Origin of the sequence: Larkinella fluvii, assembly GCF_051857545.1 — a bacterium.
GTDB lineage: Bacteria > Bacteroidota > Bacteroidia > Cytophagales > Spirosomataceae > Larkinella.
The window spans coordinates 366880-390794 of the sequence record NZ_JBPZHB010000009.1 but is presented as its reverse complement, the minus strand read 5'-3'; the positions used below and the strand labels follow the sequence as shown (position 1 = coordinate 390794).

Sequence of the window (23915 nt, the reverse complement as noted above, 5' to 3'; positions counted from 1 at the left end):
TTTTATAAAAAATATTATAAATATTCCCGTTGCTACCTGTGATGATAAGTTGGTAATGTTTTGCTGTAGTCTATTGATTGTTAATAATTTAACCTTGAAATAATCCTCCCTCCATTCGGGTGATTTTTTTTTGATACGATTTGATTATTAGCCCACTAGCGGTTTTGTATGGGTGATTTTACGTACTTTGTCCGGTAATGGGAAGGTTCTCATCACCGCAAATCCGACCCAAAAAAAAGGGAGGAGTCGGTCAAATGAATTTGGTGCCGATTTTTAACTTTTTTGTACTTTAGTAATTTGGTTTATTATTCTTCAGTCATGTTCCGACAATCGTTTCGTTGTTTAGTACTACTTCTTTTGGGCGGGTCGATCAGCTCCTGTCAGTTTTCCAGTCAATCGCTCTTCAGTTTGCTGCCCGCTGATGAAACCGGCATTACGTTTTCAAACCAGATGACCGAAAGTGACACCCTGAGTATTCTGAATGTCGATTACTTTTACAATGGTGGTGGAGCCGCTATTGGCGATTTCAACAACGATGGCTTACAGGACGTCTTTTTTACCGGAAATCTGGTGGCCAATAAACTCTATCTGAACCAGGGAGATTTCAAATTTACGGATGTTACCGGGCCAGCCGGGGTGGGTGGAAACGGCAAATGGTGCTCGGGTGTCGCGCTGGTCGATATCAACAACGACGGTTTGATGGATATCTACGTGACCGCAACCATCCGGAAAGCCGCCCGCGACCGGGAGAATCTGCTGTATGTAAACCAGGGAGTTGGCGCGAAAGACGGCATACCGGTTTTTAAGGAAATGGCCCAAGAATACGGAATCAATGACGACAGCTACACGACCAATGCGGCCTTTTTCGATTATGACAACGATGGCGATCTGGATCTGTTTGTGCTGACCAACATGGCGGAACGGTTTCCAAACGCCTATCATCAGAAGCTGGTGGATGGCTCGTCGCCCACAACAGACCGGCTCTACCGCAACGATTTTGACGCCAAACTCGGGCATCCGGTTTTTACGGACGTCTCCAAAGAAGCCGGTATTCAACTGGAAGGCTACGGGCTGGGGTTGAACATCTGTGACATCAACCGCGACGGCTGGAAAGACATTTACATCACCAACGACTTTCTGTCGGAAGACCATTTTTTTATCAATAACCAGAAGGGCGGTTTTGGAAAACCGGCGTTTACGGACCAGGCCGGGACGTTTTTCAAGCACACCAGCCAGACGGCGATGGGTAACGATGTGACCGATCTGAACAACGACGGCTGGATGGACATTGTCGCGCTGGACATGCTGCCGAATGACAACTTCCGCAAGAAAATGTTCATTCCGCCGAACAACTACCAGACCTATCTGAACAACGAAGAATTCAAGTTTTCCTATCAGTATATGCGGAACACCCTGCAACTCAACCAGGGATTTCGGCCCGGCACGCGGGAGCCGGTTTTCAGTGAAATCAGCCTGCTGTCCGGCATGGCTGCCACCGACTGGAGCTGGACACCGCTGGTGGTCGACTTCGATCACGACGGCTACCGCGACATTGTTGTGACCAACGGTTTTCCAAAAGACGTGACCGACCGGGATTTCATGCAGTATTACGCCGATAATTCGTCGGTGGCCACCCGCGATTTCATGCTCGGACAAATTCCCGTCATCAAAATCAACAACTATGCTTTCAAAAACAGCGGTGCCGACCTGGCTTTTTCAGATGTTTCCGGCAACTGGGGGCTGACTACCCCGGCTTTTTCGGGTGGAGCCGCGTACGGCGATCTGGACAATGACGGCGATCTGGACATGGTGATCAACAACATCGATGACCCGGCTTTTGTCTACCGCAACAACCTCGTGGAGCAAAAACCGGAGCAGGCGAATTACCTGCGGGTCAAGTTCAAAGGCAGTGAGCAAAACCGCATGGGCCTGGGCGCTTTTGTGGAATTGCGCTACGGAAAAGGCCAGCAACAGATTTACGAACATACGATTTACCGGGGTTATCTGTCGACGATGGAAAACGCGGCCCATTTTGGGCTGGGTGCCGCCAAAACCATCGATGAGGTGCGCATCACATGGCCTGCACAAAACGGAAATCCTGGTAAAACCCAGACGTTACGGAACGTAAAAGCCAACCAGGTGCTGACGGTAGATGTGAAAAATGCGACGGAAACCGCCGTTTTGCCGCCAACGGCTCCCGCCGGAAGGCTGTTTCGGGACATCACTGATTCGCTGAAAATCCAGTTCGTGCATCAGGAACCGGAATACATTGACTATAACCAGCAAAAGTTGTTGCCGCATAAACTGTCCCAATACGGCCCGGCGCTTTCGGCGGGCGATGTCAACGGTGATGGGTTGGACGACCTGTTCATCGGTGGTTCGCGGACCCAAAAAGGATCTTTTCTGCTCCAAACTGCTGCCGGAAAACTGGTTCCGCAGGATTTGTTACCCGGAACGCCGGGGGCCGGAAAACCGGAAGAAGACATGGGAACGCTGCTTTTCGATGCCGACGGCGATGGCGATTTGGATTTGTATGTAGCCAGCGGAGGTTTTGAAGAGGAAGCCAACACGGCTTCGTATCAGGACCGGTTTTATGTGAACGACGGGAAAGGGCGGTTTACACTGACACCACAGGCATTGCCGCAGAACCGGATCAGTAAATCGTGCGTCAAAGCCGCTGATTTTGACCGCGATGGCGATCTGGATTTGTTCGTAGGCGGCCGTGTTGTACCGAACCAATACCCCCGACCGGTTTCGAGTTTCATTCTTCGAAACGACTCCAAACCCGGTTTGCCGAAGTTTACGGACGTAACGAAAACCGTGGCTCCGGAACTACAGAACATCGGTTTGGTATGCGATGCCCTGTGGACCGACACCGACAACGATGGCTGGCCCGACCTGATGCTGGCGGGCGAATGGATGCCGCTGACCATCCTGAAAAACGCGCAGGGGAAAAAACTGAGCACCACGTCAGGCACTCAACCGCTCAATCACGCCATCGCTCAATGGAAAGGCTGGTGGAATTCCCTCGTGGCGGCTGACTTCGACCAGGATGGCGACATGGACTACATCGCCGGAAATTTGGGGTTGAACACGCTGGCGCAGGCCAGCCCGGAAGAACCGTGGCGGGTGTATGCCAAGGATTTTGACAACAACGGTTTTTATGACGCCATTCCAACAGTATTTTTTTTCGATGAGAAGGGCGAGCGCCGGGAGTTTCCGTTCAATGGCCGCGAGGATCTGATCAAGCAAATCATTTCGATGCGGGCGCGGTTTCCACTGCACAAGGATTTTGCCGTGGCCTCCATCGACAAAGTGTTTAAGGAGGAAGAACTGAAAGGCGCCATTGTGCTGGAAGCCAACTACATGAAGTCGGCTTATGTGGAAAACAAAGGCGACGGAAACTTCGAATTGCACGCGTTACCGATTCAGGCGCAAACGGCCCCGCTGTTCGGGATGATTGCCGATGACTTCGATCAAGATGGTTTTCCGGACGTGTTGCTGGTTGGGAATGATTTTAGCAACGAATTGCTCGTCGGGCGTCTCGATGCGTTGAACGGCTTGCTGCTGAAGGGCGACGGAAAAGGCGGTTTTACGGCCCTGAATCCCGGAGCCAGCGGTTTTTACGTTCCCGGAAATGCCAAAGCTCTGGTTCGTTTATCGGGTGCCGGTCGCACTGGCGAAGCGGGAAAATCGCTGATTGTGGCGACGCAAAACCGGGGGCCGCTGAAGGTGTTCCGCGCCGAACAACCCACGCAAACCGTTCCGTTAAAACCGACGGACGTAAGCGCTAACCTGGTGTATGCAGGCGGAAAAAAACAGAAGGTGGAGTTTTATTACGGCCAATCCTTCCTCTCACAGTCGGCGCGGGAACTGACCATCGGCAAGGGCATAAAATCCCTGGAGATCATCGATTCCAGAGGCAACAAGCGACTGGTACCGTTGCAGACGCTGGCAGGGAAGTAAGTTTACGGTATCCGGTTTTCAGTATTCGGTTTACGCCGGGCCGTCGCTACGGTGGCTGACGCCTACATAAGTGCGCGTCAGTCAGCATGCGACAGCTACCGTAGCGACGGCCCGGCGTAAACCGAATACCGTAAACCGGATACCGGTTTATTCCTCCTGCCCCACCACTTCGCTCAGCGGGCGCAGGTTGGACGGGATGCGTTCTTCTTCGATGTAGGGGTAAATGTCCAGGATCTTGGTGGTGTTGACGTCGGTGGTCTCGAACGGAATCAGCATTGAATGCAGACTGATCTCAATTCGTTCGTAGGCCTGCTTGACGTTTTCAGCGTTGACAAGCATCTGATTCACAATGCGTTTCTCCCGACCCTTGTCATCTTCCGTGATGTAAACCACCTTGCATTTGTACCAGGTTTCACCGCTTTCTTCAAAGTGAAATAAGTCGGCCAGGCGCATGCGTGTGATGGCGGTGACCGAAAAGTCGGGCGTGTTGGCGGCTGCTTCCTTATACAGCCGGGCTTCGGCATCGGTATACGAAACGGCGTCGATGAGGTACGCTTCGTTAATGGTTTTGGTTTTCCCGGTCGGGTCCTGGAGTTGATAGCGAATTTTTCCCTGATACCAGCTTGGCATAACTCGTTGAATTATAGTTTTTAAGAGGTTATTACACAGGGTTCATCAGAGAAAAGGGGAGTTAATCAGAGTTTTTTATAAAAGAATTTCTCTGATTAGCCCTGATTTCCTCTGATCAACCCTGTGTAATAACTCACGTTCAAAAGTACAGAAAAAGGCTATCTTTCGGTAGGTTCGACGGCTCATCCAACTTTTTGGTTGGTTCGTCGGCGGGCGGTTGTGGGGCCACACCGGGCCATCCATCTTTGTCTTAAAAACAAGCGTCATTGGAAATGAGTGACTTAACTACCTTTCTGTTGCTGGCGGATGCGCTGCCCGTGGAGCCCGTAAAAAATTATTTACAGCTCACTTTATTATCCGTGGGTCTGCTCGCGCTGGTGACTACAATCTGGTGGCAAACCGATAAAGAATCGTACGAGGAAGTAACCGAAGATTTGCCCATCACGGCCTTCGAAAAACTGGAAATCTGGGGCATGATGAACGTGCTGGTCACCGATGGGCCCACGTATTCGCTGACGGCCCGCGGGTCGCGCCGGGCCATTGCCAACGTCAAAGTGCGGTTGCGCGGGAAATGGCTTAAAATCGGCTCCAGTTTTTTCTTCTGGCACCGCCAGTACGATTTGCTGCTGACCATCACAACGCCTACCCTGAGCAAACTCGATGTGTCGGGGGCCTGTACGGTTCAACTGACCGGTTTCAAGGAATTACACGGGTTGGACATCGACATCACCGGCGCTTCGAACGTGTCGCTGGAAGGGGAGGTGCAAACGCTGAACATCGACATCACCGGCGCATCCCGCCTGACGTTGGTGGGTCGCGGGCATAATCTGACGGCCGACATCACCGGCGCATCGGCGCTTCATGCCTTGAAGTACCCGGTCGAAGACGCCACGGTCGAAGTGACGGGAGCCTGCACGGCCCAGATCTTCGCCACACGGGTGTTGAAAGCCGAAGCGACGGGTGCCAGCAAAGTGGAATACCAGGGCGAACCCAGCGTGGATTTTGAAAGCGCCGGGGCCAGTTACATCAAAAAAGTATAAATCCGTCGGGCAAGTTGAAGTATCATCATGAGAAACAAAATCAGACTTTGCATCTTACTGAGTTTACTGGTCCTGCTGATTTATACGCTGCTGGTCACGGAAGAAGCGATTCCAATTGAAATCAAACTCACCATCATCACCATCATCATCGGCAGCGGTTTGTTCATTTACATGGCTTTATCGTGGTTTATTCCGTACCTGCTCAATCGCTCCGCCGAGCAGTTGTCACCCCAGAAACTGGTTTCGTTGACCGTCACCTCAAGCGGTATTCTGGCCGCTCTGACGGGTTTCATGGCGACCTGGGGCATTAGTTTTTTCTGGCATATCAACTTCAGACTGGTGGATTACTGCTCGATCTGCGGTCTTTTTGCCATCATCACGGCCGGAATCACGGCGGTGTATTCGCTGAAATCTTTTGTTCAACGCTGGAAAGCGCTGTTGCTGATGGAAGAAGGCCTGAAACAGGCGGTTTTGAAGGCGGAGTTTGAATCCCTGAAAAACCAGGTGAACCCGCATTTTCTCTTCAATTCGCTCAACATCCTGAGTGCGCTGATTCCCGAAGATACCGGCAAATCGGTGCAGTTTGTCGAGCGGCTTTCGAAGGTGTTCCGCTACAGTTTGCAGCACTCCGAACAGAACACCATCGAACTGGCCACCGAACTCAAAATTGCGGAATCCTATCTGTTCATCAACCAGATGCGGTTTGGTGAGAGTTTTCGCTATTCGGTGGATTTATCGGACGCCGACCGGAGCAAACAGATCGTTACGCAGGGGCTGTTGACGTTGCTGGAAAACGTGGTAAAACACAACGAATGTTCACTGGAAAAACCGCTGTGCATCCGGATTTTTACCGAGAAAGATTGCCTTGTCGTTGCCAACGTCTTTCAGCTAAAAAGCCGCCTGCGAACCGATTCGACCGGCATTGGCCTGAAAAATCTGCAAAACCGCTACGCCCAGCTAGCCGCCGATCGGCCGGTGGTGATTCAGCAAACCGAGCAGGAGTTTATTGTTAAATTACCATTGTTATAATGGAGTGCCCGAATTAAATCGTAAGGTTGGAAATTGCTTACCGGAATGAAAATACTAATTGTGGAAGACGAGCCGCTGGCCGTCAAACGAATGGAAGGGTTGATTCGGGAAGTAGCCCCCGATGCCGAAATTGTGGGAAAAATCGATACCGTGCGGGCGTTTGTCCGCTGGTGGCAAACCAATCCCGCGCCGGATTTGCTGCTGATGGATATTCAACTGGCCGATGGGCTGAGTTTCGAGATTTTCCAACAGGTGGAGGTGAAAACACCGGTTATCTTTACAACCGCCTACGACGAATATGCGCTGCGGGCCTTCAAAGTAAACAGCGTGGATTATTTGCTGAAACCCATCGAACAGGAAGAACTGGCCAAAGCGATCCAGAAATTCCGGCACCAGCGGCAATCGGCCGACAGCCAGCCGGGGGCCTCAGAAAACCTCGTGAAAATGCTGGAAGAGTTTGGCATCAAGCCGGTTACCTACAAAAGCCGCTTCCTGATCAAACAGGGCGGGCGGTTCGATGTGGTCGAAACCTCCGATATTCTGTACCTCTATGCCGACGACAAAGTCGTGTTTCTGATCACGAATCAAAACCGCAAATACATCGTCGACGAAACGCTCGACGAACTGGAGGCCAAGCTGGACCCCCGGCATTTCTTCCGGATTAACCGCAAGTACATCACCCATCTGTCGGCCATCGAACGCATCGAACCCTATTTCAACGGACGGCTGAGGATCTGGCTGAAACACCGGCCCTCGGAAGAGGAAGTTTCGGTAAGCCGGGAGCGGGCGGATTCGTTTAAGGGGTGGTTGAATACGTAACGAAGACAATTATAAATGTAAAATGATGAATGTTAAATGTAAAAGTTGACGGGACCAATCACTTTTACATTTAATATTCATCATTTTACATTTATAATTCAAAACAAAGCATCTAGGCTTTGTAAAACACCCACTTCACCAACTCCTTGTACGACGGTTTTTTGCCGTACATCAGAATGCCGACGCGGTAGATTCGGGCGGCCAGCCAGGCGGTTCCCAGAAAACCGCCGATCAGCAACGTGACTGACAGCACAATTTCCCAGGCCGGAACGCCGAACGGAATGCGAACCATCATGATGATGGGCGAAGTAAACGGAATCATCGACATCCAGAAGGCCACGGCGCCATCGGGTTCGCGGATGATGAACTGGGCCATGATAAACGACAGAACCAGAGGGATGGTGATCGGAAACATAAACTGCTGAACATCCGTGTCGCTATCGACGGCTGACCCCACGGCCGCAAACAACGCACTGTAAATCAGGTAGCCACCGATGAAATAGATCAGAAAACAGCCAATAATCAGCGGAATGTTCAGGGTGCTGACGGCTTTGAAAATCGCCGTCACCGGGCTGCTTTTTTGTTCTGTTTTGGGTTTGTCAATCGCCGGGGCCTGCGCCACACCGGGCTGCTGGGCCATTTGTTCAACCCGCTTCTGCGGTCCCAGACTTTCCATGCCCAGTACGTTCGACATGACGGACGAAATCCCGAAGGTGAGCAAAATCCAGAGCAGAAACTGCGTCAGACCCACCAGCGCAACGCCGGTAATTTTTCCCGCCATCAACTGGAACGGTTTGACCGACGAAATGATCACTTCCACAATGCGGTTGGTTTTTTCTTCCATCACGCCCCGCATCACCTGCACCCCATAAATGAAAATGGCGATGTAAATGATGAATGCACACAGGTAGCCAATGCCCGTGGCCGCCCCCGAACTGCTGTCCTTTTCGCCTTCGTCGCTCAGGCTGTAGGTGTCCGACGACACGTCCACCTTCGTGCTTTCGAGCACTTTGCGGTCAATACCGGCATCGAGCAGCCGGATGTTCTCGATTTCCTGCTCGATGGCTTTTTCAATCCCATTTTTTACCTCCAGGCTGACGTTCTTTTCGGCGTAAATCTTCAGGCTTTTAGGATTTTGCAGGATGTTACCCGGAATGTGAACCAACACGTCGTAGCCACTTTTACCGAAGTCTTTCTTGGCTTGTTCAACCGGCGTTTTAACCGGCTGGAAAACCAGTTCCTTGGTGTTTTTAAAGGTGCTTGCAAACTTGCCGGTTTCGTCGATCACTTCGATTTTTTTCTGGTCGATGTCGCGCATGGCAAAAAAGATCGGGATGAGCCAGATGCAGGAAACCAGCAGGGGCGTCACCAGGGTCATAATCAGAAATGACTTTTTCTTGACCCGTACCAGGTATTCGCGCTTCAGAATGAGGAAAATTATTTTCATGACGGTCAATGAGTGAATGAGCGAATGAGTGAATGATAGAATGGATGAAAGAGTAACTTCGCCACTAGCACTTCATGCGGAGCTTATTTACTCATTCTATCATTCACTCATTCAAAATTAAGTTGTTGGAACTTCGCCGACGGCTTTGATGAAGATGTCGTTCATAGAAGGAATGTTTTCGCCAAAGGCGCGAACGCTCACGTGGTCGATGAGGTCACGAACCAGCGCGTTGACGGCTGCGTCGCGCGGAATCCGGATGTTGGCGCGCAGGTAGCCATCTTCCAGCGTTTTTTTGTCCAAAACCGTGTAAGCCGGATTGAGATCATTTAAAACGCCCTGGTATTCAACGTGGTAGGTATGGGTTTTGAATTGTTCCTTGATGGCTTTCTTCGGGCCATCGAGGACTTTTTTCGAGCGGTGAATCAGCGCAATGTGGTCGCAGAGTTCCTCGACGGATTCCATGCGGTGCGTCGAGAAAATGATGGTGCTGCCTTTTTCGCGCAGTTCCAGAATTTCGTCTTTGATGAGGTTGGCATTGATCGGGTCGAAGCCCGAAAAGGGTTCGTCGAGAATGATCAGATCCGGCTCGTGCAGCACCGTGGCCACAAACTGAATTTTCTGCTGCATCCCTTTCGACAGGTCCTCCACGTTTTTGGTCCACCAGGTCTTGATGTCGAATTTGATGAACCAGGCTTTCAGTTTTTCCATCGCCTGCCTTTCGCTGAGCCCCTTGAGTTGAGCCAGATACAGCAGTTGTTCGCCGACTTTCATCTTCTTGTACAGACCACGTTCTTCGGGCAGATACCCGATGCGGCTGATGTGTTCGGGACCGAGCGGTTTTCCGTCGAAAAAAACTTCCCCTTCGTCGGGGCCGGTGATCTGGTTGATAATCCGGATGAGGGAGGTTTTTCCGGCCCCGTTGGGTCCGAGCAGACCAAAAATCTGCCCGCGCGGAATATCGATGCTGACGTCGTCTAAAGCCCGGTGCTGTGCGTATTGTTTGACAATGTGGCGGGTTTCAAGAATGTTCATAGATAGGTTAAAAAAAGCCCGGATGCGAAATGAATTCCGGGTACGAAGATAGAAGCCTCCGGCTGGCTTAACCCGGTTTTGGGACAAATGGCCGCAGAATGGGTTTATCGGCCAGTTTTCCGGGTAATTTAATCAAAAAGTAGTAATGCCTATAGAACAGGCGAAAGCATTTATTAGGTCGGCATTGCGCATTAAAAAGCCGGGGCAGCGGTTTTCAAACATTGCCCCGGCTTTTTTTAGAATCGATCAGGCTTTGACAACGATGGTTTTGGCCCATTTGTCGCCAAACCGCTTCCGGTCGTCACCGAGCACCATGAAGGCATCGACAATGCCGAAAAGGGGAATCATCAGGGAAACCTGCCGGACGATGGCGGTGCCGTAGTCGCCCAGAATACTCTGGCCCGTATCTTCCTTAATGACTTTGATGTTCATTATTTTTTTGCCGATGCTTTGTCCGCCCAGAAAACCGCCTACTTCCGGCAACGCATCTTTGGTGAGCTGATAGCCCAGTATAAAAATCCAGCCGATCATGGCGAGCCGGTAACTGACGACTGTCAGAATGAGAAAAGGAATGTAAGCCACAAAGCCGTCGATCAGGGCGGCAACGAATCGTTGACCGGGGTCGGCTTTGACCTGGGTAGAAGGCGTATTGTACACGGGTTGCATAAAAAAGAGGTTAAGGAGTAAGAGATTGAAAAACAGACCTAACGTACACAATGTCACGGAACAAATCCAAACATCTGCTTAAAATATTGTGCAGCAGTCTATTTGGTGAATTAATCAAAGAAAGTGCCCGGGTTTGTTTTGAAATTAAAAATGATGTAAGATACTTGCAGCAAAATAGATTCTACCGTAAAAACCGGCTATGCAGAACAATCGATCTTTACTCCTGATTACCTTGATTCCTTTTACCCTGGCGGCTGTGCTGACCGTTCTGACCGATCTGAACTGGATTGCGCTTCCGACAACGCTGCTGCTGGTGGTACGTTGGCTGGCGATCGTGGGGTTGATATATTACGGTATTCGCAAGAAGTCGCTGACGGCCTGGATTTTGATCTCGATGGTGGTGGGAGCGGAAATCGGCAACGACTTTCCCGAAGCGGCTGTCAGTCTGCGGGTTTTGAGTCAGATTTTTCTGCGGCTGATCAAGACGATCATTGCTCCGCTGCTGTTCGGTACGCTGGTGGTCGGTATCGCGGGGCATTCCGATCTGAAGCAGGTGGGCCGGATGGGCTGGAAATCGCTGCTCTATTTTGAGGTGGTGACGACCATCGCCCTCTTTATCGGTCTGGCCGCTATCAACATCAGCAAAGCCGGTGTTGGCATTACCCTGCCGGAAGTAGCCGGTGGCGAAAAACTGCCGGACGTGGCCAAACAATCGATTTCAGACGTTGTTCTGCATATTTTCCCCGAAAACATCGCCAAATCCATCGCCAACGGCGAAGTGCTCCAGATCGTTGTTTTTAGCGTATTGTTTGCCATTGCGCTCGCCGTTACGAAAGAACATTACCGTCGCCCGGTCCTGAAATTTGCCGAGAGCCTGTCAGAAGTGATGTTCAAATTCACCTCCATCATCATGTACTTTGCCCCCATCGGAGTGGGTGCGGCCATCGCCTACACCGTCGGTCACATGGGGCTGGGCATTCTGGTGAACCTCTTCCAATTGCTGGCAACGCTCTATCTGGCCCTGCTGGCGTTCCTGCTGCTGGTGCTGTTTCCGGTGGCGCTGATTGCCAAAGTGCCCATCAAAAAATTCATTCAGGCGCTGGTCGAGCCGGTTTCGATTGCCTTTGCCACCACCAGTTCGGAAGCCGCCTTGCCGAAAGCCATGGAAGCCATGACGCGTCTGGGCGTACCCCGCAAAATTGTGGCCTTCGTGATGCCGACGGGTTACAGCTTCAATCTGGATGGCTCCACGCTTTACCTCTCGCTGGCGTCGGTGTTTGTGGCCCAGGCCGCCGGGATCGAAATGTCGTTCAGCCAGCAATTGCTGATGGTTTTCACGTTGATGCTGACCAGCAAGGGCGTCGCGGGGGTGCCGCGGGCCACGCTCGTCATCCTGCTCGGAACGCTGGCTTCGTTTGGTCTGCCGGTGGAACCGGTTTTTATCATCCTCGGTATCGACGAATTAATGGACATGGCCCGGACGTCGGTCAATGTGATCGGAAACTGCCTGGCCACGGTGGTGATTGCCCGCTGGGAAGGGGAGTTTGATGAAAACGGTTCGACCATCGAGGCCGAAGACGAAGCATTGGAAATCGAAGGGAAAGTATAGCGGAAAATGGCAAAAAAAGCTCCTATAGTGCTGAATGGGGCGATTTAATAATAAGTTTTCAGAATTAATAAAGAGGTAACATTGGATATTGGCATGGCGTCATAGTTTTGTAATAAACAACGCTATCCGTATGCTTCATCCACTTTTACGACACTTCATCAAGGGCTTTTTAGTCCTCATTTTGTTGCTGTTTGCCGTACAGGCAAACAGCTTCGCCCAGGTTTCCTTCACGGTTGGTAACCTGACCCGAACCGAAAATCTGGATGCCCTGCCCGCCAGCGGTTCGCCGGTTTTTACCCAGAACAGCACCATTCCCGGTGTATATGGTGAACGAACCGGCACCGGCACCACCATCGTGGCCGGCACCGGAAGTTCCAATGCCGGGGCGCTGAACAGTTTCGGAACGGGTGCCGACCGGGCCTTGGGCTCCGTTGGTTCCGGTAATGCGGCCGCCGGAAATTTCACGTACGGATACCGCCTGAAAAACGAAACCGGTACGACGATTACCGCGCTGACCGTAAATTACAACGGAGAGCAGTGGCGCAACAGTGCCGCCGTTGATCCACAGGTCGTTCAGTTTTCGTATTTGATTTCGACCTCCGCCGTTGAAACCACCAGTCCGGCGGGCGGGGCGGTTCCGACCAATTACACCGCCGTTCCGGAATTAAACTTCTCCAATACCGTTTCGGGCGGTACGGCGGGAGCGATCGACGGCAATGCCAACCGCCAGGCCAAAAGCTTCACAATTACCGGTTTATCAATCGCACCGGGTAGTGAAATCATGCTGCGGTGGTATGACCCCGACCACACCGGTTCGGATCATGGGTTGGCCATCGACGACCTGAGCATTACGGCGACCATCGAAGGTGGAGGGACGCCAACGCCGGTTCTTTCGGTAAACCCTCCTGCATTATCCGGTTTTACCACCTCGGAAGGAACCGCTTCAACCCCCAAATCCTACACGATTTCCGGGACAAACCTGACCGCTGATGTGCTGATCACGGCACCCGCCGGTTTTGAAATCAGTACGGGCAGTTCGTACACTTCTTCCCTGACCTTGCCGTTCTCGAACAGCAGTGTGGCCGCCACCCCGATCAACGTCCGGCTGACCGGAGCCGCTCAGGGAACACCGGGTGGAACCGTTACCAACGTCAGCGGTTCGGTGTCGTTCGATGTAACTGTCAGCGGAACGGTGTATGATCCCAATACCATCGCCAGCATCGCCCTGGCGCGCAGCCAGCCGGTGAATACGCCAATCTCCGCATTGCCGGGCGGAAAAATTGCGGGCCGGGTGACGGTCAGCAACCAGTTCAACGACGTGGCTTATATTCAGGACCCGACGGGCGGGATTGCGATTTTCAATGCGGCTTTCCGCAGCAGCGTTCAGATTGGCGACTCGGTTCAGATTACGGGCGGAACGATTGGCGCCTTCAACAGCAACAAGCAAGTTTCGGGCGCAGTTACGTTCACCAGCTTCGGTTCACAGGGGCCGCTGGCTCCCAGGGTAGTTACGACAACTCAACTGCCTGATTTTGAAGGGCAACTGGTGACGGTGAATGCCGCCGTCATTCGCCCGAATACGATCGTGGCGTCGCCCAACCCGGTTTTTGTGCTGACTCCGGATGCCAATTTCCGGTTACAGGATGGCAGTGGCACGCAGGAAGTGCGAATCAACCGGGGGACGAACATTCCTGGCAATACCAACCCGCCCAATCCGGCGGCTATCACCGGCGTGGTCGGTCGATTCAATACCCTCACGCAATTGCTGCCGCGCTCGACACAGGACATACCGGGTTCCGCGCTCTATGCACCGGCGGGGGGCGCTATGGCCCGGAGTCAGACGCTCGACGTAGCAGCCTGGAACATCGAATGGCTGGGAAGCACCGGCAACGGCCCGACAAACGAAGCGCAGCAGGTGACCAATGCCATTTCGGTCCTGAACAGTCTGCAATCGGACATCATTGTTCTGGAAGAAATCTCGTCGGACAATGCCATTGCCAGTTTGCTGGCGGGCATGCCGGGGTATCAGGGAAATTGCTCGCCTTTTGTTTCCAACAATCCGGGCCACGAAATTCCGGCCAATCCGGCGACACCGACGGGCACCTTACCCGCCAACACGCAACGGGTTTGTATTTTGTATAAACCGGATGTGGCAACGCTGCTTTCTCAAAAACCGTTGATGGAAAAAGTAGAAAATCTCACGGGTTATCCGACCGCCGTTGACAATTTTTGGGCATCCGGGCGGTATCCGTATGTGTGGAAATTCAACGTGACGGTGGCCGGGGTGAGCAAGCAGGTCAACGTGATTGGTCTTCACGCCAAAGCCAACGAAGGCGGTGCCAATGCGCTGGTGGCGTATAACCGTCGGAAATACGATGTCCAGGTGTTGTATGATACGCTCAAAGCACAGTATCCAAACGATCTGCTGATTCTGGCGGGAGACTTCAACGACGACCTCGACCGGACCGTGGCCGATGTAGCCACGACCGAAACGACCTACAAACCGTTTACCGACGATGTTGCTGGATATACGGGCGTGACCCAGGTGCTGAGTGACAACGGTTTTCGGACGTACCTGACGGAAGACAACGTGATCGATCACATCATGGTTTCCAATGAGTTAGCACCGGCTTACCTCGCCGGTTCGGCGGGCGTTGGAACACCGTATCTGACAATTCCTGACTATGGTAACACGACCTCCGACCACGTTCCGGTGCTGGCGCGTTTCGATCTGTCGCAGTTGACGCAGGTGAAAGTTCAATACCAGAACGGCGATAACGGAAACGGACAGGCTACCAACAACCAGATCAAACCGTATCTGAAACTGGTCAATGAGGGAACGACGGCTGTGCCGTACGCTGAATTGACGGTTCGCTACTGGTTTACGGCGGAAAATTACGCGGGCATCAACACGTTCATCGACTACGCGCAGTTGGGGAATAACAAAGTGAAAATGACCTATGTCCGGCAGGATGCACCCGCCCGGAACGGGGCCAACGGATACGTGGAATACGGTTTTGATCCCTCGGCGGGTAGTCTGGCCGTAGGCGGTACGTCCGGCCCGATTCAAACCCGGATTGCGAACAAAGACTGGGCGGATCTGAGCGAAACCGATGATTATTCCTATCGAACCAACACCAGCTACGCGCTCACCGATCGCATAACGGTGTATCGCAACGGCACGCTGGTGTGGGGGGAAGAACCGCCCATCGATCCGGCTTTAATCAAACTGAAGGTGCTTTCGGAGAACAAAAACAATCGGCCCAACTCCAATTCGATCAGCACCTATCTGAAAGTCAACAACGAAGGCAATGTGCCGCTGGCGTATGGTGACCTAACGGTGCGCTACTGGTTTACGCCCGAAGGAACCGCCAGTCTGAATTACTTCATCGACTACGCCAAACTCGGTAATGCCAACGTGACGGGCCAATTCGTTCCGGTCGATCCCGTGCGGACGGGTGCCGAAACCTACCTGGAACTGAAGGTGAATCCAGCGGCTGGCACCTTGTATCCTCTCAGCAATACGGGGAACATTCAGTACCGGATTTCGAAAGCCAACTGGTCAAATTTCGTGGAAACGGACGATTACTCGTACAAAGCGGCCGCGCCTTTCTCCGAAAATGACCGCATAACGGTTTATTACCAGGGCAATCTGGTGTATGGAATTGAGCCAGCGGCTGCGTCCGGAGCGCGGTTATCAACCTATGTAACGAGCGAAGGGCTGCACGTTCGTGTGTTGTCCAACCCGGTTTCGGACGTCTTTGACGTAGAGTTTTCAGCACCGGCAGGCGAGGAGGTTCGTTTTCAACTAACGGATCTACAAGGTCGTGCGGTTTTGCAACATGCGATTCCGGCAACGGGCCAGCGGCAACGCCAGACGATGACCGTTCGTCACCAGGCGGCTGGTCTCTACTTGCTACGCGCCCAGGCCGGGCAACAGTCTCGCTTGATCAAAATAGTGAAACCCTGACAGCGGCCTTAGGCCCTGTCAGCGGTTGAACGACCGTCACACCAAAAAACTCCTGACAAAGCGCCGTGCTGATGTCAGGAGTTTTCTTTTTAAGAATCCATTGATCTGGAATTCTATTTTAAACTCAAATTTTTCCAACCGCTGACAGGGAACTTGGCCGTTACGACGGCCCGGCGCTTTCAGGGTTTGAAAATACGTTTATAAACCGGTCCCCGATAGGCAAACAAACCGTAAAAAACCGGGTAAAGCAGAAAATCCGTCAACAACGTGGGCGTTCGGAAGGTGATTTCGTCGGCAATGTGGGTGTGGTTGCCATCCCGAATGATGCGGTGTTTGTGGTGCCAGTAGGAGAGGAAAAACGGCAGTTTGGTGCCTTTGTCGATAAAAAAAATCTCCTGATCGGTTTCCTGCTGCTCGATGATCAAACTGATCCAGTCCTGTTTGAAAAGCAGAAAATTGAGCCGCAAATGCACGGTATCCCCTTTCAGACAGCCATCAAACCGAACGACATCGACGGGCGGAAACGGAGGACTAAGCTGGTAGAACAACTGCCGGGTGAAGCCCGCCCACACGCGTCGGTATTCCTGCTGAACGAAGGTGGAAATAGAGATTTTCATGCGTACCCACGGACTTTCGTCCGTGTTCTTTAAGATAATGGTAAAAACACGGACGAAAGTCCGTGGGTACGTTTAACTAGAGTTGTTCCAGAATCCGCTCCATCGAAACCGCCTGTCCGATGTGCTGCTTCAGTTCGCTGATGGGCATCCGGATTTGCTCGGTCGTGTCGCGGTGTCGAATCGTGACGGTATCGTCTTCCAGCGTCTGGTAATCAACGGCGATGCAGAACGGTGTTCCGATCAGATCCTGGCGGGTATAGCGTTTGCCGATGGCGTCGCGTTCTTCGTAAATGACCCGGAAATCGCTGCGCAGGAGCTTGAGAATCTGCGTCGCTTTTTCGGGCAAACCGTCTTTCCGAACAAGCGGGAAGATGGCGGCTTTCACCGGCGCCAGGGCCGGGTGCAGTTTCAGGTACGTCCGGGTTTTCTGGGTTTCGCCTTCGCCAACGACTTCTTCCGTAAACGCATTGCAGAAAACCGCCAGAAACAGGCGGTCGGCGCCGACGGACGTTTCAACTACATACGGAATGTAATTACCGAACGGTTTGCCGTTTTCGTCGAGATCGTTGTCGAAATACTGCTGCTTTTTCCGGCTCAGTTCTTGGTGGCTTTTCAGGTCAAAATCAGTCCGGGAGTGAATGCCTTCCATTTCGCGGAAGCCAAATGGAAACTGGTATTCGATGTCGACTGCAGCGTTGGCGTAGTGGGCCAGCTTTTCGTGAACGTGAAATTTGAGTTTTTCAGCGGGTAAACCGACGGCTTTGTGGAAGTTCAGCCGGGCGGCTTTCCATTTTTCGTACCATTCCATTTCGGTGCCGGGCCGCACGAAAAACTGCATTTCCATTTGCTCGAACTCGCGCATCCGGAACGTAAACTGCCGGGCCACGATCTCATTCCGAAACGCTTTGCCGATCTGGGCAATCCCAAACGGAATCTTCATCCGACCGGTTTTCTGCACGTTCAGGAAATTGACAAAAATACCCTGAGCGGTTTCAGGACGGAGGTAAATCAGGCTGGAATCTTCGGCTACGGAGCCCACCTGCGTCGAGAACATCAGGTTAAATTGCCGGACTTCGGTCCAGTTGGCGGTTTTAGAAATCGGATCGACGATGCCTTCGCTGATGATCAGCTCGCGGACGGCGTCGAGGTCGTTTTCGCCCAGTAACCGGCCCATCTCCATCAGCAGGGCGTGGCCTTTTTCAGGCTGGCCGTTGGCGGCATATTCCTCAGCTTTCAGTTCGAGCAACTGGTCGGCGCGGTAGCGTTTTTTGGAATCCTTGTTGTCGATCATCGGGTCGTTGAAGGAGTCCACGTGGCCCGACGCTTTCCACGTCAACGGGTGCATGAAAATGGACGCATCGATGCCCACGACGTTGTCGTTGAGTTGCGTCATGGCTTTCCACCACACCGATTTGAGGTTATTTTTCAGTTCAACGCCGTTCTGACCGTAGTCGTAAACCGCCTGTAACCCGTCGTAAATTTCGCTGGACGGGAACACGAAGCCGTATTCTTTGGCGTGGGAAATAATGTCTTGCAGAGAGGTGGCGGGTGCCTGTTTCGGTTTTGCGTCTTCCATGGTGGCGCAAAAATACGGATTTAGACCAGTCGCCTGACAAAAATTTTATACTTTTGAGTAGAACACCAAAACCGCCCGGGCCGTGCTGATCAATTCCCTTTCACTGGAAAACTTTAAGTGCTTCGAAAAATTAGACGTGAAGTTCGCGCCGATTACGCTGTTGACGGGTGCAAACAGTAGCGGGAAGAGTTCGCTGATATATAGTTTATTGGCAGTTGTTCAGTCGAAATCTTTTCCATTTTTTATTTCTCCAAATGGGAACTATATAAACATGGGCAGCTTTGATGAAATGATATTTAACGGAAGTAAAAGGAAAAGGTTTAAAATTGAGACAAAATTTTCGATAAGGTCATATAATGATGAAAATAATGAATTGAAAATTTTTACTTCATGGGTTATTAATAATAAAAATAATCTCCCTAAATTAAGTGAAATAAAAATTTATAGTCCAAGAATTTTGTTTGAGATTAAGAAGATAAAGAAAGAATATTTTTTCACTTTTAATGGAAGAGTAACCACTAATGAAATTGTTAATGATAAACCTCAAATATTTAATGGTTATATTGATAATGAGAAAGTTGATTTTAAGATAATACATAAAAGTGAAGCAGCATCACTTTCGTTCTATATTTTGGATGTTACATTTAAAAATTTAAAACTAAGTATAGATATCGATAAATTTATTGAAATATTATCTGATTCTTCTAATTGGACTATTTTTGATATATTTAACGAAACAACAGAATTATTTAATACTGTTGAAGAAGAATTTAATTATATAGGATCATTCAGAAAACCTCCTGAGCGGACATATTATCAGAAGACAAAAAGTGAAAAAATTGGGACATCAGGTGAAAGTTATATTGATCAAATTATTGAATGGGAGGAGGGGAATACAGAAAAATTTAATGAGTTATTGGGATTCATAAATGAGATGCAATTATTAAATGAAATTAGGGCGACGAAATTTGCTGGTGGAAGATTTGAATTAGGGGTAAAACCACATTCGAAAGGGAAAATTGCAGCATTGACAGATGTAGGCTTTGGTATTAGTCAATTTTTGCCGATTATAGTAGCTGATTTACAAATGGATTCTAATTCATGCCTTGCTATTTCTCAACCTGAAATTCATCTTCACCCAAAGATTCAGGCCATTTTCGGAAATTATCTTTCTAATCAAATCAAAAAATCAGGGAAACAATATATTATTGAAACTCATAGCGAATATTTACTAAACCGCATTCGATTACTACTCGTTACTGGAGAATTAAAGCCGGAAGATGTCAAAGTTTATTATTTCGAAAATGATGGCATAAAAAGTACCGTTCATGATGTAGAATTTACTACAAGCGGAGCTGTCAAAAATGCACCGGACGGTTTTTTTGAAACCTACGAAATGGATGTGATGGATATTGCTTTGAATGCGGTAAAATGAAAAATGATATTTTTATTGACAATAATGTCGCGAAAAACTTCAAGAATCCGCTTGATCCTCACTACAAAAAACTGGTCGAATGGTTATTTGAAAAAGGTCATTTGGTGCTATCCCAAAAACTTTTGAAGGAATACCTCAGCAGCAATCGGGGGAATTGGGGGCAAAGTATCCTGACTATCATCAGCCGTTTGACAAAAGACGAACGGCTTGTGTTCATATCAAACGAACAAATGGAAAACCTTCGCTTTACGAAAGTTACTGAAAGAAGGTTAACCTGCAATGCCGAAGACCGCTGGCATTTAAAGACCATTCTGTTATCTCACCGAAAAATTGCGGTTATAATTGATGTGGCCTTGCGGAATGATGTTAACAATCATGCCAATCATGAAGGCATTAAACCGCAGGCTGTATCTCGCCCTGAAGAAATAGATTACGAAAATTACCTGATTTGAGGGAATGCCGTTCATTCCCCAGCCTCATACATACTCAACCGGCTTTTCAGCGTCCGAATCTCTTCCTGCATCATTTCTACTTTTCGGAGCAGATGACTGATTGCATCGATCCCGTCGACATTGATGTCCAGTTCGTAATAAAAGTGGCTGAATTTTTCGATCACCTGCAATTGATGGAGGGGAATCCACTTCCGGTCGTTCGCAACGACCAGCTCGACCAGGCCGTATTCTTCCAGTGAGAACACAAACGTTTCTTCAATCGCATAATTTAGACAGTAGTCTTCAACAAGAATCACATCTTCCGGTTGCATAACACAAGCAATTACAATTGAGAAATTTCCTTGAATAATTCTTTTTGTTTGTCCGTCAAACCGGTCGGAATTTTGACGGAATACGTAACGTATAAATCGCCAAACTGGCCGTCCTGTTTATAAACCGGGAAGCCTTTTCCTTTCAATCGCACTTTGGTTCCGTTCTGCGTTTCGGGACTCACTTTCAGTTTTACTTTGCCGCTCAGTGTCTCGATGGTGAGTTCACCGCCCAAAACCGCCGTATACAAGTCCAGGTCAACGGTCATATACAGGTCGTCGTTCAGGCGTTTGAAAACCGGATCGTCGGCGATGACGAACGTAATGTACAGATCTCCCGCCGGGCCGCCGTTGGCCCCCGGCCCGCCCTGGCCTTTGAGCTTGATAACCTGTCCGTTGGCAATACCGGCCGGAACGGTGATGCGGATGTTTTTTCCGTTCACCGTGAGTGTGTGCTGGTGGGTCTGGTAGGCTTCCCGCAAACTGACGTGCAGCTCGGCAGTATAGTCCTGCCCCCGAAACTGGGCCTGCCGACCGCTGCGGGGCTGTTCGCCAAAAAACGATTCGAAAAACTCGGAGAAATCGCCCCCGGAAAAAGATTCACCGGAAGTCCGCTGCCCACCCGGATTGCTCCGTTGCTGTGACTGCCGGGCCTGTTCAAACTGCTCGGCATGCTTCCAGTCTTCCCCGTATTGATCGTATTTCTTCCGTTTCTCCGGATCGCTCAACACCTCATTGGCTTCGTTGATTTGCTGGAATTTGGTGTTGGCTTCCTTGTCGTTGGGGTTGAGATCCGGATGGTATTTTCGGGCCAGTTTCCGGTAAGCCTTTTTAATAGCCTCCTCCGATGCGCCCTTCTCGATGCCGAGTGTTTGGTAATAATCAATAAATGCCATAGCGGTGTAAACAAACGTACTCCCTGAGAACCATTCTTTGAAAGAATTAGTCGTTGAATGTACGAAGGATCTGTCCTGAAAAGCAATTTCTTTTTTGAAGGATTCCGTTACTTTTCAATTTCCCGCCGTCTAATAAACAGGTTCCGGGAATATCCTCCGTGACACCAAGTTATCCACCCATCCCGGAACCTGTTTATGAAGAGGGCAGTAGCCATACTCCGCGACTATTTTGGAGTATCCCAGCAGGAAGCGCGGGGTATGTTAGCCTTGCTGACACTCACCGGCTTCCTGTTGCTGCTGCCGCTTGCCTACCGCCTGTGGGTTCCCGATTCGATTCCCGACACATCCGCGTCTGATAAACGACAGCTCGACAGTCTGGTGGCTTTGCTGGAAGTTGATAACCGTGAAGTTGATGAACGACGAGAAACGAGGCCGGGGCGCTACGAGCCCGACGTAAAAACCACAAAAGCCGAACGGTTTGCGTTCGACCCCAACACCGTCGATGTCGAAAGCTGGCAACGCTTGGGGGCTCCGCGCTGGCTGGCCGACCGCATCGTTCGCTACCGTTCCAAAGGCGGTCAGTTTCGGAAAAAGGAAGACTTGCTGAAAATTTACGATTTCCCGCCGGAACTCTATGGAGAACTGGAACCATATATCCGGCTGAATGCAGTAAAAGAGAATGAAAAACCGTCGCAGAAATACCGGGAACAGTTTGCCAATAACGACCTGAATGCAGAGAAACCGTACACGCCCCATAAACCGGTGTATGCTGCCGAACGCTACAGCAAACCCGTGGTGCAACCCTTCGACATCAACACCGCCGACACGACCGAACTGAAAAAACTCCGGGGCATTGGCTCCAAACTGGCGGGTAGGATCATAAAATTTCGGGATGCACTGGGCGGTTTTATTTCACCGGAGCAATATGCGGAGGTGTTTGGGTTGGACTCGCTGGCCCTCAAAGAATTAAATAAATACGGTCAGGTTCAAACGCCGGTTAAAAAGCTGGCGATCAATACCGCCACCGCCGAAGAACTGGATCGACACGTTTATCTCTCGAAACGGCAAGCTGAAATCATTGTCAATTACCGCACGCAACACGGGCCGTACACCTCGCCCGAATCCCTCCGCAACATCCGTATTCTCGACGCCAAAACGATTGAAAAACTAACGCCGTATCTGGTGTTCTGACCCAAACCTGTTAGGTCTTGAAGACCTAACAGGTTTGCTGGACTCGAAGTTTGGGCAATAAACCAATGACGTATTCAAAAAAAACCTGTTAGGTCTTGAAGACCTAACAGGTTTGGGGAGTTCGTGAAAATAACCTTAAAAGTTCGGTTTCAGCAGATACTTCATGTAGAAATCATCGATGGCTTTGACGGCTTCTTCCGGCGTATCGACCAGCGAAATCAGTTTCATATCGCCGGGACTGATGTTATTTTCTTTCTCCAGCATCGTTTCTTCGATCCAGTCGACCAGCCCCTGCCAGAACGTCCGGCCAACCAGAACGATTGGGAAGCGCGCAATTTTTTTCGTCTGAATCAGCGTCAGCGATTCGAACAGTTCGTCCAGCGTACCAAAACCGCCCGGCAGGGCAATAAATCCTTGGGCGTATTTGACGAACATCACTTTTCGAACAAAGAAAAAGTCGAAATTGATGTTTTTGTCCGGATCGATATAGATGTTGCTTTCCTGTTCGAACGGGAGCTGAATGTTCAGACCGACCGATTTACCGCCTTGTTCGAAGGCACCTTTGTTCCCCGCTTCCATGATACCGGGTCCACCGCCGGTGATGACGCCGTAGCCGTGCTTCACGAGTTTAGCCGCAATTTCCTCAGCGATCTGGTAATACGGATTGTCCGGTTTGGTCCGCGCCGATCCGAAGATGGACACACACGGCCCAATCTTGGCCAATTTGTCGAAGCCTTCGACGAACTCGGCCATGACTTTGAAAATGACCCAGGAGTCGGCAATTTTTATTTCGTTCCAGTTTCGATCCTGAAAGGCTTCTTTGATCCGTTGCTCGTCGGGGGTGAGCAGTAATTCGTCGCGTTTGTTAAGGTCTTTCTGTATTTGGGAAACGTTCTGAGCTTCTGATCGTTGTACTGTTTTTTCTGCGTCCATGTTCTTTCAGGATTTAGGAGAGGGAAGGCTGTGGATCAGGATTTGATGGAGGGTCGGTTGCAAAACCGGTCTTCCATTCCTGAGTCGTTCAAGCACCTGTTTCTCCGGTGGTGGGTCTGTTTACAAACAAACTGGGCGGAATAACCGGCGTTACTTTTGCCAGCGTTTGTAAAATTTCCAGTGTGAATTGCGTTGATGATGCGTTTTTGATCGCTTACTTTGTCCAAAATTTTGACAGCACCGGGGCTTAAAACCCGGCTGTCACGCCGGTTCGGCAGCCTCTCAGCGCAGAACCGGAA

General features: G+C 50.6%; 18 protein-coding genes. 9 read left to right on the top strand and 9 right to left on the bottom strand.

The features are described from left to right. Window positions 1–318: 318 nt before the first annotated feature. Window positions 319–3966, top strand: a complete 3648-nt coding sequence (locus ACS5NO_RS24860) for a CRTAC1 family protein (RefSeq protein ID WP_439417629.1) — start codon at window positions 319–321, stop codon at window positions 3964–3966. Between the two features lie 147 nt (window positions 3967–4113). Here ACS5NO_RS24860 and ACS5NO_RS24855 read toward each other — a convergent pair whose 3' ends face one another. Further along, the gene (locus ACS5NO_RS24855) at window positions 4114–4596 is read right to left on the bottom strand and encodes a DUF4494 domain-containing protein (RefSeq protein ID WP_114405926.1); all 483 of its coding nucleotides are present in this window, start codon (window positions 4594–4596) and stop codon (window positions 4114–4116) included. A gap of 272 nt (window positions 4597–4868) precedes the next feature. On the opposite strand from ACS5NO_RS24855, the gene ACS5NO_RS24850 reads away from it, so the two are divergent. The 3 genes from ACS5NO_RS24850 to ACS5NO_RS24840 are packed head-to-tail and all read left to right on the top strand — an operon-like array spanning window position 4869 to window position 7484. Next, the gene (locus ACS5NO_RS24850; RefSeq protein WP_114405925.1) at window positions 4869–5636 is read left to right on the top strand and encodes a GIN domain-containing protein; all 768 of its coding nucleotides are present in this window, start codon (window positions 4869–4871) and stop codon (window positions 5634–5636) included. Between the two features lie 27 nt (window positions 5637–5663). Continuing rightward, window positions 5664–6665: a sensor histidine kinase gene (locus ACS5NO_RS24845; protein WP_439417628.1), complete on the top strand. Its 1002-nt coding sequence runs from the start codon at window positions 5664–5666 to the stop codon at window positions 6663–6665. A gap of 45 nt (window positions 6666–6710) precedes the next feature. After that, entirely contained in the window at window positions 6711–7484 is a 774-nt protein-coding gene (locus ACS5NO_RS24840; protein ID WP_439417627.1) for a LytR/AlgR family response regulator transcription factor, read from the top strand. A 112-nt stretch (window positions 7485–7596) separates the two neighbouring features. Here ACS5NO_RS24840 and ACS5NO_RS24835 read toward each other — a convergent pair whose 3' ends face one another. From ACS5NO_RS24835 to ACS5NO_RS24825, 3 genes are all read right to left on the bottom strand, one after another. Further along, window positions 7597–8931: an ABC transporter permease gene (locus ACS5NO_RS24835; RefSeq protein WP_439417626.1), complete on the bottom strand. Its 1335-nt coding sequence runs from the start codon at window positions 8929–8931 to the stop codon at window positions 7597–7599. Window positions 8932–9048: 117 nt separating this feature from the next. Then, window positions 9049–9963 carry an ABC transporter ATP-binding protein gene (locus tag ACS5NO_RS24830; protein ID WP_439417625.1) on the bottom strand — a complete coding sequence of 305 codons (915 nt, stop codon included), beginning with the start codon at window positions 9961–9963 and terminating at the stop codon, window positions 9049–9051. A gap of 246 nt (window positions 9964–10209) precedes the next feature. Further along, a complete protein-coding gene (locus ACS5NO_RS24825; protein WP_439417624.1) occupies window positions 10210–10629 on the bottom strand; it encodes an RDD family protein in 420 nt (139 codons plus the stop codon). A 199-nt stretch (window positions 10630–10828) separates the two neighbouring features. On the opposite strand from ACS5NO_RS24825, the gene ACS5NO_RS24820 reads away from it, so the two are divergent. Next, complete coding sequence (locus tag ACS5NO_RS24820; RefSeq protein ID WP_439417623.1) at window positions 10829–12238, top strand: dicarboxylate/amino acid:cation symporter; 1410 nt, start codon at window positions 10829–10831, stop codon at window positions 12236–12238. A 130-nt stretch (window positions 12239–12368) separates the two neighbouring features. Continuing rightward, window positions 12369–16208, top strand: a complete 3840-nt coding sequence (locus ACS5NO_RS24815) for a cellulose binding domain-containing protein (protein WP_439417622.1) — start codon at window positions 12369–12371, stop codon at window positions 16206–16208. A 179-nt stretch (window positions 16209–16387) separates the two neighbouring features. On the opposite strand, the gene ACS5NO_RS24810 is transcribed toward ACS5NO_RS24815, so the two are convergent. Beyond that, window positions 16388–16825 (bottom strand): SRPBCC family protein, encoded by a 438-nt coding sequence (locus ACS5NO_RS24810; protein WP_439417621.1) that lies wholly within the window; start codon window positions 16823–16825, stop codon window positions 16388–16390. Between the two features lie 76 nt (window positions 16826–16901). After that, window positions 16902–18401: a glycine--tRNA ligase gene (locus tag ACS5NO_RS24805; RefSeq protein WP_150875691.1), complete on the bottom strand. Its 1500-nt coding sequence runs from the start codon at window positions 18399–18401 to the stop codon at window positions 16902–16904. Window positions 18402–18483: 82 nt separating this feature from the next. Here ACS5NO_RS24805 and ACS5NO_RS24800 point away from each other — a divergent pair, with 82 nt between their 5' ends. Continuing rightward, on the top strand, window positions 18484–19836 hold the full coding sequence (locus ACS5NO_RS24800) for a DUF3696 domain-containing protein (RefSeq protein WP_439417620.1): 1353 nt from the start codon (window positions 18484–18486) through the stop codon (window positions 19834–19836). Beyond that, window positions 19833–20288: a hypothetical protein gene (locus ACS5NO_RS24795; RefSeq protein WP_439417619.1), complete on the top strand. Its 456-nt coding sequence runs from the start codon at window positions 19833–19835 to the stop codon at window positions 20286–20288. The genes ACS5NO_RS24800 and ACS5NO_RS24795 overlap by 4 nt, the downstream gene beginning before the upstream one ends. Before the next feature lie 11 nt (window positions 20289–20299). Here ACS5NO_RS24795 and ACS5NO_RS24790 read toward each other — a convergent pair whose 3' ends face one another. Then, window positions 20300–20599, bottom strand: a complete 300-nt coding sequence (locus ACS5NO_RS24790) for a chaperone modulator CbpM (RefSeq protein WP_439417618.1) — start codon at window positions 20597–20599, stop codon at window positions 20300–20302. Window positions 20600–20610: 11 nt separating this feature from the next. Beyond that, window positions 20611–21492, bottom strand: coding sequence for a DnaJ C-terminal domain-containing protein (locus ACS5NO_RS24785; protein ID WP_439417617.1), 882 nt, complete (start codon window positions 21490–21492; stop codon window positions 20611–20613). A gap of 195 nt (window positions 21493–21687) precedes the next feature. On the opposite strand from ACS5NO_RS24785, the gene ACS5NO_RS24780 reads away from it, so the two are divergent. Beyond that, complete coding sequence (locus ACS5NO_RS24780) at window positions 21688–22683, top strand: ComEA family DNA-binding protein (protein ID WP_439417616.1); 996 nt, start codon at window positions 21688–21690, stop codon at window positions 22681–22683. Between the two features lie 135 nt (window positions 22684–22818). Here the strand turns inward: ACS5NO_RS24780 and ACS5NO_RS24775 are convergent, their stop codons facing one another. Beyond that, on the bottom strand, window positions 22819–23616 hold the full coding sequence (locus ACS5NO_RS24775; protein WP_114405912.1) for an LOG family protein: 798 nt from the start codon (window positions 23614–23616) through the stop codon (window positions 22819–22821). Between the last annotated feature and the right edge of the window lie 299 nt (window positions 23617–23915).

Coding starts and splice junctions, on each gene's coding strand:
- ACS5NO_RS24860 (WP_439417629.1), top strand. CDS start 319: ATGTTCCGACAATCGTTTCGTTGTTTAGTACTACTTCTTTTGGGCGGG.
- ACS5NO_RS24855 (WP_114405926.1), bottom strand. CDS start 4,596: ATGCCAAGCTGGTATCAGGGAAAAATTCGCTATCAACTCCAGGACCCG.
- ACS5NO_RS24850 (WP_114405925.1), top strand. CDS start 4,869: ATGAGTGACTTAACTACCTTTCTGTTGCTGGCGGATGCGCTGCCCGTG.
- ACS5NO_RS24845 (WP_439417628.1), top strand. CDS start 5,664: ATGAGAAACAAAATCAGACTTTGCATCTTACTGAGTTTACTGGTCCTG.
- ACS5NO_RS24840 (WP_439417627.1), top strand. CDS start 6,711: ATGAAAATACTAATTGTGGAAGACGAGCCGCTGGCCGTCAAACGAATG.
- ACS5NO_RS24835 (WP_439417626.1), bottom strand. CDS start 8,931: ATGAAAATAATTTTCCTCATTCTGAAGCGCGAATACCTGGTACGGGTC.
- ACS5NO_RS24830 (WP_439417625.1), bottom strand. CDS start 9,963: ATGAACATTCTTGAAACCCGCCACATTGTCAAACAATACGCACAGCAC.
- ACS5NO_RS24825 (WP_439417624.1), bottom strand. CDS start 10,629: ATGCAACCCGTGTACAATACGCCTTCTACCCAGGTCAAAGCCGACCCC.
- ACS5NO_RS24820 (WP_439417623.1), top strand. CDS start 10,829: ATGCAGAACAATCGATCTTTACTCCTGATTACCTTGATTCCTTTTACC.
- ACS5NO_RS24815 (WP_439417622.1), top strand. CDS start 12,369: ATGCTTCATCCACTTTTACGACACTTCATCAAGGGCTTTTTAGTCCTC.
- ACS5NO_RS24810 (WP_439417621.1), bottom strand. CDS start 16,825: ATGAAAATCTCTATTTCCACCTTCGTTCAGCAGGAATACCGACGCGTG.
- ACS5NO_RS24805 (WP_150875691.1), bottom strand. CDS start 18,401: ATGGAAGACGCAAAACCGAAACAGGCACCCGCCACCTCTCTGCAAGAC.
- ACS5NO_RS24795 (WP_439417619.1), top strand. CDS start 19,833: ATGAAAAATGATATTTTTATTGACAATAATGTCGCGAAAAACTTCAAG.
- ACS5NO_RS24790 (WP_439417618.1), bottom strand. CDS start 20,599: ATGCAACCGGAAGATGTGATTCTTGTTGAAGACTACTGTCTAAATTAT.
- ACS5NO_RS24785 (WP_439417617.1), bottom strand. CDS start 21,492: ATGGCATTTATTGATTATTACCAAACACTCGGCATCGAGAAGGGCGCA.
- ACS5NO_RS24780 (WP_439417616.1), top strand. CDS start 21,688: ATGAAGAGGGCAGTAGCCATACTCCGCGACTATTTTGGAGTATCCCAG.
- ACS5NO_RS24775 (WP_114405912.1), bottom strand. CDS start 23,616: ATGGACGCAGAAAAAACAGTACAACGATCAGAAGCTCAGAACGTTTCC.